We start from the raw sequence: 14,939 nt of genomic DNA on the forward strand, positions 1-14,939 counted from the left end.
GTCAAAAATTGAGTTCAGTTAAGCTCTTTTAATGCTTCGGTTACTTCATCGGCGTGACCATTTACTTTGACTTTCGGCCAGGCAGCAGCAATCTTTCCATTTTTGTCAATTAAGAAAGTAGCGCGCTGAATGCCCATATATTTCTTGCCATAATTCATTTTCTCAATCCAGACTCCATACTTCTCGGCAATCGCATGATTTTCATCTGACAGCAGGATGAAAGGTAGTTCGAATTGTGTCGCAAATTTTTCATGTGAAGCGACTGAGTCAGGGCTGATTCCCAGAATCACTGTATCATTTCGCTTGAATGTGGCGACACGATCCCTGAAATCACAGGATTCGGTAGTGCAGCCGGGTGTATTATCTTTGGGATAAAAATAGAGGAGTACATTTTTTTCATCTTTGTACTGACTCAGACGAATTTTTCCTTCAGGGTAAGCGGGGAGATTAAAAGCAGGGGCACGCTTGCCAACTTCTGGCACATTGCTTTCAGCCATTTTAAAATCTTTCAATTTGAAAGGATGATGGAACCGCAGCTCGGCGGAAACCGCGTGATTGAGGTGTCCTGAAAACATATCAGGGTCTGGTTCAACAATGCCTCAAGCGATTGTATAATAGCAGGCAGTCTTTCAAAATTCGACTAAGAGCGGTACCTCTAGATCGCAACCCATTTAATAATTGCGTCTTTCATCCTATGAGACTTGTTTGAAATGGCTTTGGAGACGCTACAGTAAAACTGGACACAGGCTAGTTCAGCGAAGAGCTAAAATCAGGATCGCCAGTATTGTTTATGATATTTTGTGATCGTTTCCAGAGCGGGTTTGGCCTGGCCATCAAGATTGATCAAACCAGAGTGCGGAAAGCGGCTAGGGTCCTGATCTCGAAATTGGGACCAATAAACTCCTGTGACAGCTGGCTTGGCCAGCAACAGAGGCAGGTATAAGTCGATCCATTCTGCCTGGGCCGCTTCGCTCCAACCTGTTTTCCACTGATTTGTTTGTACTTTTGAAATAGTTGAATTCTTTTCAGAGATATCGGAGTCATCGCTGGGGAATGCCAGTGTGATGTGTAAAGGCAGATTTAATGTACTCCATTTGTCAATCAGTTTGGAGATGTCCAGCAAATCATGATGATGAGAACCATTAGGAAAGTAACCTATACTGAGTTCCAGATCGATTCCGGAAAGTCCGACTCCCAATCGATCGATCGCATCAACAAACTGCATTGGCGAAAGCTGATGCTGTCCTTTGGAAAGATAATCCCCACAGGGCTGCTCTACTCTGACAAAACATTGAATCGAATCATCTGTCTGTTTGGCAACTTCTATCGCTCGTGCTGTTAATGTCAAACGTGTTTCTTCATTGAGACCAAAGACACCGCCAGTATTCATTGAAGAAACCAGTGTCCAGGTTCGGATACTGCCCGTATAACGCGTGATTGCAGTTTCAATGAAATGTGAGATGATGCTCTGAAAGTTCACCATGTCAAGTTTCCAGGATTCAAGCCAGTCGGGTAATCCCTTTGGGGAAAAATCCAGTAAACACCCTCCGCGAATCAGGAGATTGTTTTTTTCGCACCAGTCTACCTGTTGATCACATAAATCCCAGTTCTGATCTCCTTCATAAGCCTCGATCAATTTCCAATTAATCAGATCAGTGTTGACTGCATCAAAGGCTTGTAGGATGAGTTGGCTCTCTGATGCACTGGGAACAAACTCACCCAGGTTACAGCCCAGTGAAACGGGAAGCTTCATTGACTGAGATCTTTGATGCAGAATTGTCAAACGTTGTCGGGCATAAATCTGTACCAGCATCTCTGCTGCGGCATGTGCTTTTTGTAACGCTACACCCGCCAGTTCGGAGCATTCTTCAAGTTTGTCTTGGATGATGGCAGCCTGCGAGAAAGCAGCAAATGCTTCGTCATGTAGTGTCCACAGCGCAGCAGGGATATTCAGCCCGGCGATTTGCCAGACGCTCAGCTGGTCTTTCAATGTTGATATTTTCCCGCGCGCCAGTTCAAGTAACAAAACATAGGCTTCTTCTCGTTCGGGGAGCGAAGCCGATCTGACCATAGGTCGGCCAAAATCACTTATATTCCAGACGATGTTGAGTTTACAGCTTTGAGATGTCTGGCGACGAAATGTCAGAAGATTCCCATCGACCTCGATGCGCGTCGGAAAGACGCGTCCATCGACAGCGTTCAAATAGGCGCGATGTAGATCAGACCAGTCTTCAGGTACTTGAGAGGGTGCTATTAAAAAACGCAAATTGCCCATGAAACGGGTCACAATCGTTGTCTGAATTTTCTAGATGTTGTTAACTTCAAGTCTCATAATCCATTATCACGTTTGTGTAGCATCAGGCAAGTGTAGACTCGTATGTATGTACATTGAAACGAGACAGAAGGCCAAGTAGGCAGGAACCTGACGATCACTCATTTTGTGCGGGATTTACGGGTTATGATTTTCCGGCAATTGTTTAGCACGTGGGTTCTCGCTACACTTCCAGTGTTCAATTTCATGGAATTTTAATCATGGTGGTTACGGATTATGGCATCAGCAGCGCTTATTGAAAGTTCGCTATCAGGTATTCCGGTAAAGCGGGGAAAAGTACGTGACGTATATGATTTTGAGGATCGATTATTATTTGTAGCGACCGATCGAATCAGTGCATTTGACTGGATTTTGTCCCCTGGAATTCCAGATAAAGGCAGGATATTGACGCAGATCAGTCGCTTCTGGTTTGAGCGTTTTAAGGAAATTCCGAATCATTTACTCAGCATGAATCCTGCCGACTTACCACTTCCGGATCAGGCCGACCTCGCTGTGCTTCAGGGGCGATGTATGGTCGTTAAAAAAACAGAAGTGGTTCCATTTGAGTGCGTTGTCCGTGGTTATCTTTCTGGTTCCGGCTGGAAGGATTATCTATCAACACGCGCTGTATGTGGAATTGAGCTCCCTGAAGGTCTACAACAGAGTGACCCGCTTCCTCAGCCGTTGTTTACGCCAGCTACAAAAGCGGAAACGGGACACGATGAGAATGTTTCGTTTCAGACGATGAGTGATGCCATCGGTCAAGAGCTGGCAGAAAACCTGCGGGATCTGAGCATTCAGATTTATCAACAAGGATCAGACTATGCACGCGAACGGGGAATCATTCTAGCGGATACAAAATTTGAATTTGGTATTCTGGATGGCAAACCGATTCTGATCGATGAAGTGTTAACTCCCGACAGTTCCCGTTTCTGGCCTGCTGAACGTTACGTACCCGGAGGCCCTCAGCCTTCTTTGGATAAGCAATTTGTACGTGACTGGCTGGAAACCACAACGTGGGATAAAAACAGCCCTCCACCTGAACTTCCTGAAGAAATTGTGTCGAATACACGAGAAAAATACTTTGAAGCATTTCGGATGTTGACCGGCATGGAATGTGTCTGGTAGTCAGCCCAATTTCTTCTTTTGATTCACAGGAATTTATAGCTATTTGCACTAGTTCTGTTTATACTGGGTGATAGCAGGTTTGGTTGGGGAGGGGAGCAGTGTAAATTCATTTCTATCCGCGAGATTTCGTCGTTTCATCTTCCTGCCTTCTGCAGAATTTATTGCCATTTTTTTATTTATTCATGGTTTATATCTGCGGGCTTATCAGGAGAATGGATCAATGTCTTCACCAGAAACGCCCTCCCCCAAAGGGGCAACCTCTACTAACAAGATTACCCATTTAGGGGAATTCAGGCTGAAACGTAAACTGGGAGCCGGTGGCATGGGCGATGTCTATCTGGCAGAACAGGAGAGCCTGGATCGTAAGGTCGCGATCAAAACACTGAAAAAAAAGTTCGCTAACGATCCTAGTTTTGTGGAACGGTTTTATCGCGAAGCCAAAGCGATGGCCAAGCTGGATCATCCAAACGTCGTCCGCTGTTATGCTGTAGGGGAATCTCATGGATTCCATTATGTAGCCATTGAATATATCGATGGAAAAAGCATGCAGGATTGGATGAATGAACTGAAAACACTTTCTATTGGGGATGCCACGCTTATCATTCTCGCCTGTTTAGATGCACTTTCGCATGCGCATGAAACGAAGCTCATCCACCGTGACATTAAGCCAGATAATATTCTGGTCACAAGCAAAGGAGTTGTCAAAGTGGCTGACCTCGGATTAGCCAAAGCCGTCGATGAAGATAACTCTATGACCCAAAGTGGCACCGGGCTGGGAACGCCCTTGTATATGCCTCCCGAACAAGCACGAAACGCAAAACACGTTGATCACCGGACTGACATTTATGCATTAGGGGGAACATATTACAACTTTCTCACAGGCAAGTTTCCTTTCAGTGGCGATACAGCACTCGAACTGATCATGAAAAAGGAATCGGGAAAATTTGAGCCCGTTCGGAAACTCAATTCGGAAGTTCCAGAAAAACTCGATTTACTGATCGAGAAAATGATGGCCAAAAATCCGGATCATCGATTCAAAAATTGTGCAGAAATCATGACATTACTGGAAGACATGGAACTGGATTCACCCACGCTCAGCTTTATCGATTCCGTAGATGCAGCCAGTAGTTCAAGGGTACGCCGAAAAGGCAAAAGTAAGGTCTCCTCAGTCCCTCCTCAGAAGCGGAGTAGCGGTCATGAGGTTTCTTCTGCTAAAGATGCGGCACAGTCTGCGGGTCAATCTAAAGAAGTGGTCGAAAAGCGAGTCTGGTTTATACAGCATCAGAATGCAGCCGGAAAAGAGATGGTCAGTAAAATGACTGTTGCTCAAATCAAACAGGGGGTGAAAGCCGGGGTGATTAATACATCCGCTAAGGTCAAGCGAACGGCGGAAGGCAAATTTATTTCACTGGCACAATGTCCCGAGTTTGATTCCGTGATGCAGGTACGCACGATCAAAGATAAAGCAGATGCGCGTGCCATGAACATGGAAGATAAAATTAAAGAAATCAGCCGTGATTACGATCGCAGGCATCGCCGACGGTTTTTCAAAAATCTGGCGGAAGGCACTTGGGGCTGGATCTCACTGATTATTTATCTGGGAGTCATAATCGGAATAGGTTACCTCGCTGTTCTGTTTGTTCCGGAATTATGGCGCTGGATTGCTGAAAAATTGAATTTATCCTGAATTTTTACCACTGAACGGATTCCAGATACGTAGGTAAATCAAAGGGGCTTTATATTTCTCAAATTCTGACAGTCAGTATGTCGATGAAATCAGTATGACTGTACGATTATTTCCTGAATCTGTTTCCTGCTATCGTCGCTCAAACTTCCTTTTGAATAGAGCCCACTCTCGCTGGTTGGTGTTCTTTCTCCTGGCAGGCTTGTGCGTATTTTCCGTAAATCTCTCCAGAGCAGGGGAAGTGGAGCTGAAAAATGGCACCATTATTCAGGGTGAGCTAGCCCCGATTCTCGGTCTGACAGATGCCCTGGCTGCAAAACTTCAGGGAAAAGGCCCTGAAGATCCGGATCCAAAAGCACCGATTACGATGATCGATAATGGAATCATTCGGTACTTTGTTCCCAGTAGATTAATGGTTAGATTCAACAATGATCAGGAACTATCCCGGCTAGAAACATTCCTTCTGAAACAACAGACGCGCAGTCGCAATCATATGTTGAAAGAAGTGGGATCTTTCAGTGATGTGACTGACTTTGACAAATATGGACGTCGCACTGTAACTCTCAAAACCAGCAAAGGTGCTTTAGCTTTGCTTCAGGGAGTGACAGAGATTACTCCTTCTTATCTGAAAGTGATCGGTTTAAAACAGCAATGGGAACTGGGGCTGCGGACCACTTCTGTGAAAGAAGAAATACTGGCTGCTATGTTAAAGAATGCCATTGATCCATTGAACCCCAATGAGCGAATCTCCGTGGCGCGGTTTTACATTCAAGCGGGCTTGTATATTCCCGCTGCTCAAGCATTTGCTGACATCGAAAGGGATTTCCCGGAGTACAAAGAGAAAATTGCTGCATATGTGAAAGATTTACGATCGCTGCATAGCCAGCAGCTCCTTGATGAATTGCAACAGCGTCGCAAGGCAGGACAGCATCGACTGGCTCAGGTGGCGATTACAAAGTTTCCTACAAAAAATGTGAGTCAGGCAATTCTCAGACAGATACGTGAAATAGAAGAAGATTATCTCTCACGCAATGATCAAGTAGAGAAAGCATTATTCCGTTTGGGTGAGCTGGAAGCGGAAATGAAAGACCAGAAAAAAAAGAATCTACTACAGGCCTATCGTCGGGAAATTATCAATCAACTCGACATTGAATCCATTGATCGTCTGTCCGCCTTCCTGAATCTGGAAGGTGATGATTCACTCTCTGTTCAAGAGAAATTGGCGATGGCTTATTCGGGTTGGATTCTAGGTTCTGCTCATGTTGTCACCGATTTGGATACTGCATTAAATTTCTGGACAGCAAGAGCACAGGTACTGGAGTACTTGCGTAACGAGGACAAACAACAGAGTGATTTTTTGATTGAGGACCTTGAAAAACTGGAAGGTGTTTCGACCCAGGTAGTAAAGCAAATGATTCCGCTATTGCCTCCGATACTGGATGCTCCCGTAAGGAAGAATGATGAGGTATTTTCAATTCAGGTGACTGATGAAGGGGCGGAAGTTCCTGTCTCCTATTCGGTTTTACTGCCGATTGAATATAATCCGCATCATAGTTATCCGATGATCGTGGCGCTGCGTCCTTCTCACATGAGCGCAAAATCCGAATTGAACTGGTGGGGTAAGTACAAAAATGGTCCCGGCCAATCGCAACGTAGGGGTTATATTGTGATTGCTCCGGAGTATCTTCAAAAAGGACAAGAGGCGTATTACGATAACGAAACGGCTCATTATGCTGTGATTCAATCACTCCGCGATGTCCGAAAACGCTTTAATGTCGATTCCGATCGCGTTTTTCTTGCCGGGCATGGCACGGGGGGGGATGCTGCTTTCGACATAGGCATGTCACATCCTGGTTTATTTGCCGGTGTGATACCCATTACAGGGAAAACGAGCGCGTTTAATCTGCACTACTGGGAGAATGCAAAGCATCTGTCCTGGTATATTGTGGGAGGCGAACTCGATCGTGATACACTAGAGCACAATTCACTGGTCGTGAATCGCATGATGCGGCATGGCTATGATGTAATTTATGCTGAGTATAAAGGACGTGGTTATGAGAATTACTATGAAGAAATTCACAACCTGTTTGACTGGATGGAATTGCAGCAGCGTTTAAAATATCCAAAAGAGATCGAAGAAAAAATTCTGCGTCCGATGGACAATCGTTTTTACTGGGCACGTACCGAAAAATTTCCTGCTAAGATCATTCAGACGAAAGTTGTAAACGGAAAAAAACGCATCCAGGCCAGGCCGTCTCATTTCAATGTCAGCATCAAGGTGGGCAACGTCATTTATGTAAAGTCTGGAGGCAAAATCAACACCTTGTGGCTCTCCCCAGAACTTGTGGATTATGAAAAGCGTCTTATGGTTCGCATAGATGGCAAGCGAAAATTCAATGATTTTCTACGACCAGACATGAAAGCCATGTTGGACGATTTTCGCAATCGAGGTGATCGGCAGAAATTGTTTGATGTTCGACTGGATTTCTTTTAGCCTGAATCAGTTGCCAACGAAATACATAATCCGAGCCGCATGACCTTTGCTGGAAGATTTCTTACTTACGCGAATTTTTGCTTGATGCTTGCCCGGTTTCAACTCGCTGTTAAATACAACCGAGCGTGGATAATGCAGGCCTTTGCTGTAATGGTGATAAAGATCGAATGGTTGAAATGGCCCTCCGTCGATGCTTACTTCCAGTATCCCCGCATCAGGACCAGCAACAATAAAGACGCCTAGTGCTGTCCCGTTAAAAGCGAGCTCCGTTTCAGCTCCTGCTTTCGTTGCACACAGCATGGGAATGCTGGTGAAGCGACTTCGTTTACTTCCGGTAATCGTGTCCCATTTTGGAACCTCAATAATCCAGTCTGAGTCTGATTTTGCATTCTTGACATCAATCAGCCGACCATTTTGAAAACTGTATGGATCGAGAGGTTTTTCTGGAGAACCGTGTTTCGTTCGAGAGCCTGTTTCCTGCCAGGATTTGGTGAGCAGTTTTTCAATCATCGCGGCACAAATGGCATTTCCAAACGGCGCCGGGTGAGTTCCACCGAATTGTTTCCAGGTCAATTGTTTTTCTTGAATGAGTCGCGCGACTTCACTGGCTAAATCAATGGTCGAAATATCATAATGCCGGGCAACTCGTTCGTGGCTGGAACTGGAAAGCGGCTTCTTTTTCTGCTGGATCGTTTCCAGCATAGAAGGATTCACAAAGTGAACCATGACAATATCTGCATAAGGATTGTAATGACGGATTTGTGCAATCACTCCTTCCATTCCCCGGATAGCAGATGTACCAGAATGTCTGGCGTCCTGATCATCATTCACAGCAAATTCTACAAAAAACAGATCGACGGGTCCTTGGCTCAATACATCTCGATTCGTACGAAAAGCACCAGTGTTGGAACAAGTAGAAGAGATGCCCGCATTCGTAAACTGGAATTTGGTTTCAGGAAACGTTTTTTCCAGAAATTGACAAACCATCGGGCGGTATCCTTTCATCTCAGTAATCGAACCACCCAGAAAAGCAACGTGACCTGATTTTTCAGTTACAAATTTCTGCTTACTATTCTGATAACTACCTCGCTTGTGAATATGTTTTTCAGAAACGGCGAGGATTTTCAACGGATTTTCGGCATTTAAATCTGTCTGAAATGCAAGCAGACCGATCAAAAGGAAACAAAATATCAGGTATGTTTTCAGGACGTAGTTCTTCATGCTGCTGATAATCTCTTATAAAAGAAGTTGAAAAACGATGTGTGAAGGGATCTTGGCAGATCTCTAATACTACCAGCATGCAGATTCTATGGAGACAGGTCAAGAGTTCTCCTGTTCAACAATTGATTTAGGGCCCCTTGATCCGATACGATGGAGGCAGAATCGAAGTTCATTGTCAAACTTCATACAGATAGAAGTCCTCAGGGTTGGCAGGAGTATTCATGAAACCGTTCTCTTATCTCTTGATGTGTTCTTCCTTTTTAATGCTGGGAACAACGATTGCCGTTGAAGCTGAAGCCGCAGAGAAACCGCATGTCGTTTTCGTGACCGGCGATGATGAATACCGTTCTGAGGAATCCATGCCTATGCTGGCGAAAATACTGAAGCGGGATTATGGCTTCAAAGTGACGGTCTGTTATTCATTGGATCAAGACGGAAATATTGCACCAGGGAATCAAAAATCGATCAGTGGATTGGAAGTACTCGAAGATGCAGATCTGATGGTGTTGTTTACTCGATATCGGGATCTGCCTCCCGAGCAATTTCAACATTTTTTGAATTATGTCAAGACGGGAAAACCGATTGTGGGGTTTCGGACTGCAACTCATGCCTTTCTCTTTCGGGATTCGAAAAGCCCCTATCGAGACTGGAATAACAAAAAAATTGCGGAACTCGTTGGCCAAAAATGGATCACACATCATGGTCATTTTGGTGATGGGCACGAACATCTGACAAAAGTCACGATCGATGATGCCACCAAGGATCATCCGATATTAAGAGGTGTGAAGCCGTACAAAACCTATTCATGGTTATATCATGTGCAAGGCGGGAGTGACGGACACAAATTGGCCGGTGACAGTAAGCCACTTTTAACCGGACATTCGCTCAAATCGGGTCATGAGCAGAAAGGAAATCTTGAGAAATTTCCGCTGAGCAATCCTGTTGCCTGGACCAAAACTTATGCAGGTGCAGATGGAAAAAAAGGACGTGTTTTTTTCACAACAACCGCACATCCGTTTGATTTCAAAGATCCGAGTGTGCGAAAGTTATCCCTCAATGGAATTTTGTGGTCACTGGGTATGGAAGACAAAATTCCCACCGAAGGTGCTAAAGCAGATCTGGTTGGAAAGTATGAACCTAATAATTCCGGAACAGGTCCCCAAAAATATAAAACGAATCAAAAGCCAGAACAATTTTAACGGAAAATCCAGATTAACGAATAGTTAAAGAGCATGCGCCTGCTTCAGGACGTGCTCTTTTTTTGCGTCAATAGTTTTTCCAGAAGGAGGGCACGAACAATACCAGAATGGCAAACAGCTCAAGTCTTCCTAATAGCATCAGAATGGTTAACAGGAATTTACCAGCAAGGGAAAAGTCGGCATAATTTTCTGTTGGGCCTAATTCTCCAACGCCCGGGCCGATATTATTCAGGGTTGCTACAACGGCACTCGTACAGTCGATTAATTTCTCAGGTTTATGTGTCTGCCATTCTGTATTTGGCTCTATCGCAGTTAGCAGAAGACTACTGAATATGAATATGACCAACACCAGGCTGAAATATACGGTAATATCGTTTCGAATGTCTTGCTCAATATTAGTGACTCCAATGCGGATTGGGCGGACCACATTAGGGCGAAATGATTTTTCGATTTCACGCCAGATGATTTTGCCAAACAGCACAAATCGAATGACTTTAATTCCACCTGCGGTAGAGCCGGCACAACCGCCGACAAACATGAGTAAGAGCAATAACATCTTCGAAGATTCATTCCAGGTGTCGTAGTTTCCGGTTCCATATCCAGTGGTGGTCATGATGGAAACGGCCTGGAAGCCGGCATAACGCAGGGCATCGGCAGGATTATTGTAAATATGATTACTCATTAAATTGTATGTCAGAAACAGAATGGCAGACCCTAAAATAACCAGATAAATGCGAAACTCGATATCATTTCGAAGGGGAGCGATGAAATGTTTCCATGAGTGATCCTGCGAACGAAGATTTCTTAATGAAAGAAAATACAACGCAAAATTAGTGCCGGCGGCGATCATAAAAATGGCGATCGTAAATTCGATGAGCGGGCTGTTGAAGTATCCGATACTTTGATTGTGCGTGCTGAAACCACCCGTTGCCATGGAACCAAAGCTGTGACAAAACGCATCAAATACACTCATCCCTTCCAGCCAGAGGATCATTGCCAGAACTAATGTGAAAGTGACATAAATACTCCACATGACAATCGCCGATTCCCGAACGCGCGGTCGAACTGCATCACTGGTAGGACCAGGGACTTCACGTTTCATCAACGCTTTCCCACCTGCGCCTAGATGGCTTAAAATTGCGACGAACAATACGATGATCCCCATGCCTCCCAGGCAGTGAGTGAAACTTCTCCAGAAGAGAACACAGCGGGGTACCAGTACAGGGTCTTCCAGTTCTCGTAACACAGAAGCACCCGTTGTAGTAAATCCGGAAATCGATTCAAACAGGGCATCGGGAATTGTCATAGGAACATCAGACGCCACCATCGAACCTGAAAAAAGAAAAGGGAGGCAGCCAAGAATTCCAGAATAAATCCAGCTCAAACCGACAATCGCCAATGCTTCTTTTCGTAAGATCGTGCCGAATTCATTGCGTCCCAGAAAATACAGAAATGAACCGGAGATCAGACTACAGGCAATGGCACCGCAAATGCCCCAGAAGCCGGCAAATTCAAATTCGGTGGTTTCACCAAATATAGGAAATGCCCAGGGCAGGCTGAAGACCATGGAAACCCCGACAAGCATTCCCACAAGACCCAATAAACGACAAAGAAGTAACCAGTTCATTAAATTTCAACTTATTGATTCAGTACTGATTTGAACTACTGGAATTTTCCAGACCATTAGAGTTAAATATCTTAATTCATTATTATTTGAGATTATAGCACGTCTCTTCTTTTTGAACGATAGCTCTCATTCCGTTTTAGAAAATTCAATTATGCTCACTCAACATCTGTTTCGAATTGTTTTTCCGCTATGCTGTTTCAGCTTGATGTTTTCAGGAATTGGTTCAATCTCGGCTGAAGAGTTAGAGCAGCTGACTTATAACAATTCACAACTGGAAGTTGACCTGGGAGTGGGCTTGTGGGCCTGGCCACTACCCGTGGATTATGATAATGATGGCGATCTGGATTTACTGGTTTCCTGTCCGGACAAACCATCGAATGGAACGTATTTTTTCGAAAATCGGTCGGATGGCAAAGAAAAGATGCCTGTCTTTGAGCCGGGCGTTCGACTCGGGAAAGGATACCATAATACATGTCTTTCGTATGTAGATGGAACACCACGCGTTTTAGTTTCAGGGCGCGAGGTTGTCGATTTTAAAAAGAATGGTTTTGACAAACTGGTTTCTTTACCCGTTGAGCGAAATGTGCATGGTACAAAAGTCCGTGGAAATCAATGGTATTATCTCGACTATGATGGTGATAAAGATCACGATCTCATCGTTGGAGTCGGTGACTGGGGAGACTATGGATGGGACGACGCCTTCAACGAACAGGGACAATGGACCAACGGGCCACTTCATGGCTTCGTGTATGTCTTGAAAAATTTGGGTACGGATAAAAAACCAAAGTATTCCAAACCGACCAAAATTCAGATTGGAGATCAGCCTCTTGAAGTTTTTGGTTGGCCTTGTCCCAATTTCGCTGACTTCGATCACGATGGTGATTTAGATTTGATCTGCGGCGAATTTCTTGACCAATTGACTTATTTTGAAAATACAGGAACACGAGCCAAACCTCTCTATGTAGCCGGTCGTCGCTTATCCCGTAATGGGCGACCTTTGCAGATGGATCTGCAGATGATTGTACCTTCGGCGATTGACTGGGATCAGGATGGCGATACCGATTTCATAATTGGCGATGAAGATGGTCGCGTCGCTTTCATGGAGAATACGGGGGAATTAATAGGAGGTCTTCCTCAGTTTCTCCCGCCGCGTTATTTCCGTCAAAAAGCGGCAGGTGTTAAGTTTGGTGCGCTGGTAACTCCTTATGCATATGACTGGGATGGAGATGGAGACGAAGATCTAATTTGTGGAAACACCGCGGGCTATATTGGTTTTATCGAAAGTTTGGATGGGGATGACTGCACACTGAAGCTGGCCGCGCCGCGGTATCTCAAAGCAGCCGGACAACCTATTCGCATTCAAGCTGGGCCCAACGGTTCCATTCAAGGTCCCTGTGAAGCAAAGTGGGGTTATACGACGCTAACCGTGGCAGATTGGAATCAGGATGGACTTCCCGATCTACTAGTGAATTCCATATGGGGAGAAATTCTCTGGTATCAGAATATAGGGACTCGGCAGGAACCAAAGCTGGCTTCAGCCCAGAAGGTGAATGTGGAATGGGAGGGAGTTGTTCCCAAGCCTGCCTGGAACTGGTGGAATCCGCGGGGTAATCAGTTGGTCACTCAATGGAGAACAACACCTGTTGCCATCGACTATAATCAGGATGGTCTTACAGATTTAGTGATGCTGGACCATGAAGGATATCTTGCATTTTTTGAACGGATTTGTGTGGGTAATGAATTCAAATTATTACCGGGCAAACGAATCTTTGTGGATGAGTCCCTTAGGCCGATTCGAATGAATCCGAAACGTGCCGGAGGTAGCGGTCGCTATAAACTACATGTGGTTGACTGGGACGGCGATGGTCGATTGGATCTGCTTGTGAATAGTAGGAATGCTGATTTCTACCGCAATGAAAAAACGGTTGATGGAAAAATCGTCTTAAAGAATCAGGGGCCCATTAGCAAACGAACACTGGGCGGCCATACAAGCAGTCCTTGTACTGTCGACTGGGATCAAGATGGAATCCGCGATTTGATTGTTGGAGCCGAAGACGGATATCTATATTGGATGAAAAATCCACGTTCGCAGAATAAGTGATCGAGTAGCCTTTAAAAGACCAGGTAAACCGATGCTGACACAGAATCAAATGGCGTTTAAAGAGTGGGGCGCAGTTTGCGCTGCTTTAGGGCAGGGCGTACAATCAGTTCTTGTCCGAAAAGGAGGCATTCACGAAGGACAAGAAGGATTTCGAGTGGATCATCGTGAATTCTGGCTCTTTCCGACACGATTTCATCAAGAGGCAGATCAGTTACAGCCCGAGTACAGCGATTTACTCAATGCACCGATTGCCATAGAACCTGCATCGAGTAAAATCATGTTGGCACTCTATGCTGTTGTTGAGAATGTTCTGGAAATCTATGAACCATCAGCGCTTCCGGGTCTGAATTCCATTCAAGTTTTGAATCGAGAGACCATCCAAAACCGATTTGAATATAAAAATCCGGGACTATTTGTATTACTCGTTCGTGCTTACAGTTTGGCTCAATCATTTGAAGTCGAAAACGAAACACGTTATGCCGGCTGTCGAACCTGGGTTGAACTATCCGAAAAATATCCGACCAGCAATCTGACTCCATTACTCACCGACGAACAATTCCAACAGCAACGGGAAGCGTTTGAACAACTGGTTTCCTGATCTCATCAAACAACAGGCTGAAATAAAAACAGCCCGATTCAAAAAAATCGGGCTGTGGAGTTGGATCTCTCGCTTAAGCTTTGTAGATTTTTTCCCGACCTTGAGTGACCTCTTTCGTCGCGTTTCGTGTATCGAGGATCATACTCGAATTTTTAACGATAAAGTCGTAGTCATAGGCACTATGGTCCGTGGCAATCAGCACACAATCTTGTTGCGCCAAAAACTCAGGTGTCAACTCCTGGCTTTCCATCGCTGGAACATTATGATGCCGCATCTTGGGGAGACTGGGGATGTGCGGGTCATTGTAAGTAAATTCTACACCCCGCTCGCGGAGCAAGTCCAGCAAGTGGAAAGAAGGGCTCTCGCGAGGATCGTCAACATCTTTTTTGTAGGCAACTCCCAGCATGCAAATTTTACTTCCTTTAAGTGGCTTCGACTGATCATTGAGAAATTCCGCCAATCGATCAATCACATAACGTGGCATTCTGGTATTCACTTCTCCCGCTAACTCGATGAAGCGTGTCGTCAAACCTTCCTTACGGGCCAGCCAGCTTAGATAGAACGGATCGATGGGGA

The 14,939-nt window shown here is 45.0% G+C and carries 11 protein-coding genes; 6 read left to right on the top strand and 5 right to left on the bottom strand.

From position 1 onward, the window contains the following. Positions 1–14: 14 nt before the first annotated feature. On the bottom strand, positions 15–497 hold the full coding sequence (bcp, locus tag Q0668_RS10445) for a thioredoxin-dependent thiol peroxidase (RefSeq protein WP_298863942.1): 483 nt from the start codon (positions 495–497) through the stop codon (positions 15–17). A 272-nt stretch (positions 498–769) separates the two neighbouring features. Beyond that, positions 770–2,287 carry an endo-1,4-beta-xylanase gene (locus tag Q0668_RS10450; protein WP_298863944.1) on the bottom strand — a complete coding sequence of 506 codons (1,518 nt, stop codon included), beginning with the start codon at positions 2,285–2,287 and terminating at the stop codon, positions 770–772. Positions 2,288–2,548: 261 nt separating this feature from the next. On the opposite strand from Q0668_RS10450, the gene Q0668_RS10455 reads away from it, so the two are divergent. The 3 genes from Q0668_RS10455 to Q0668_RS10465 all read left to right on the top strand — a co-directional run bounded on the left by Q0668_RS10455 (position 2,549) and on the right by Q0668_RS10465 (position 7,617). Then, complete coding sequence (locus Q0668_RS10455) at positions 2,549–3,439, top strand: phosphoribosylaminoimidazolesuccinocarboxamide synthase (RefSeq protein ID WP_298863945.1); 891 nt, start codon at positions 2,549–2,551, stop codon at positions 3,437–3,439. Between the two features lie 220 nt (positions 3,440–3,659). Continuing rightward, positions 3,660–5,126 carry a serine/threonine-protein kinase gene (locus tag Q0668_RS10460; RefSeq protein ID WP_298863946.1) on the top strand — a complete coding sequence of 489 codons (1,467 nt, stop codon included), beginning with the start codon at positions 3,660–3,662 and terminating at the stop codon, positions 5,124–5,126. A 94-nt stretch (positions 5,127–5,220) separates the two neighbouring features. Further along, the gene (locus Q0668_RS10465; protein ID WP_298863948.1) at positions 5,221–7,617 is read left to right on the top strand and encodes a hypothetical protein; all 2,397 of its coding nucleotides are present in this window, start codon (positions 5,221–5,223) and stop codon (positions 7,615–7,617) included. A gap of 6 nt (positions 7,618–7,623) precedes the next feature. Here the strand turns inward: Q0668_RS10465 and Q0668_RS10470 are convergent, their stop codons facing one another. Continuing rightward, positions 7,624–8,838, bottom strand: a complete 1,215-nt coding sequence (locus tag Q0668_RS10470) for an SGNH/GDSL hydrolase family protein (protein ID WP_298863950.1) — start codon at positions 8,836–8,838, stop codon at positions 7,624–7,626. 221 nt (positions 8,839–9,059) lie between these two features. On the opposite strand from Q0668_RS10470, the gene Q0668_RS10475 reads away from it, so the two are divergent. After that, the gene (locus Q0668_RS10475) at positions 9,060–10,037 is read left to right on the top strand and encodes a ThuA domain-containing protein (RefSeq protein WP_298863952.1); all 978 of its coding nucleotides are present in this window, start codon (positions 9,060–9,062) and stop codon (positions 10,035–10,037) included. Between the two features lie 67 nt (positions 10,038–10,104). On the opposite strand, the gene Q0668_RS10480 is transcribed toward Q0668_RS10475, so the two are convergent. Further along, positions 10,105–11,664 (bottom strand): TrkH family potassium uptake protein, encoded by a 1,560-nt coding sequence (locus tag Q0668_RS10480; protein ID WP_298863953.1) that lies wholly within the window; start codon positions 11,662–11,664, stop codon positions 10,105–10,107. A 151-nt stretch (positions 11,665–11,815) separates the two neighbouring features. Here Q0668_RS10480 and Q0668_RS10485 point away from each other — a divergent pair, with 151 nt between their 5' ends. Then, entirely contained in the window at positions 11,816–13,765 is a 1,950-nt protein-coding gene (locus Q0668_RS10485; protein ID WP_298863955.1) for a VCBS repeat-containing protein, read from the top strand. A gap of 31 nt (positions 13,766–13,796) precedes the next feature. Next, complete coding sequence (locus tag Q0668_RS10490) at positions 13,797–14,363, top strand: DUF1802 family protein (protein ID WP_298863957.1); 567 nt, start codon at positions 13,797–13,799, stop codon at positions 14,361–14,363. A 73-nt stretch (positions 14,364–14,436) separates the two neighbouring features. On the opposite strand, the gene Q0668_RS10495 is transcribed toward Q0668_RS10490, so the two are convergent. Next, positions 14,437–14,939 (bottom strand): UDP binding domain-containing protein (locus Q0668_RS10495; protein ID WP_298863959.1); only part of this gene is annotated, 503 nt, incomplete at its 5' end.

It is taken from the genome of uncultured Gimesia sp. (assembly GCF_937910335.1).
Taxonomy (GTDB): Bacteria; Planctomycetota; Planctomycetia; order Planctomycetales; family Planctomycetaceae; genus Gimesia.

Coding starts and splice junctions, on each gene's coding strand:
- Q0668_RS10490 (WP_298863957.1), top strand. CDS start 13,797: ATGCTGACACAGAATCAAATGGCGTTTAAAGAGTGGGGCGCAGTTTGC.
- bcp (WP_298863942.1), bottom strand. CDS start 497: ATGGCTGAAAGCAATGTGCCAGAAGTTGGCAAGCGTGCCCCTGCTTTT.
- Q0668_RS10460 (WP_298863946.1), top strand. CDS start 3,660: ATGTCTTCACCAGAAACGCCCTCCCCCAAAGGGGCAACCTCTACTAAC.
- Q0668_RS10480 (WP_298863953.1), bottom strand. CDS start 11,664: ATGAACTGGTTACTTCTTTGTCGTTTATTGGGTCTTGTGGGAATGCTT.
- Q0668_RS10475 (WP_298863952.1), top strand. CDS start 9,060: ATGAAACCGTTCTCTTATCTCTTGATGTGTTCTTCCTTTTTAATGCTG.
- Q0668_RS10485 (WP_298863955.1), top strand. CDS start 11,816: ATGCTCACTCAACATCTGTTTCGAATTGTTTTTCCGCTATGCTGTTTC.
- Q0668_RS10470 (WP_298863950.1), bottom strand. CDS start 8,838: ATGAAGAACTACGTCCTGAAAACATACCTGATATTTTGTTTCCTTTTG.
- Q0668_RS10455 (WP_298863945.1), top strand. CDS start 2,549: ATGGCATCAGCAGCGCTTATTGAAAGTTCGCTATCAGGTATTCCGGTA.
- Q0668_RS10465 (WP_298863948.1), top strand. CDS start 5,221: ATGACTGTACGATTATTTCCTGAATCTGTTTCCTGCTATCGTCGCTCA.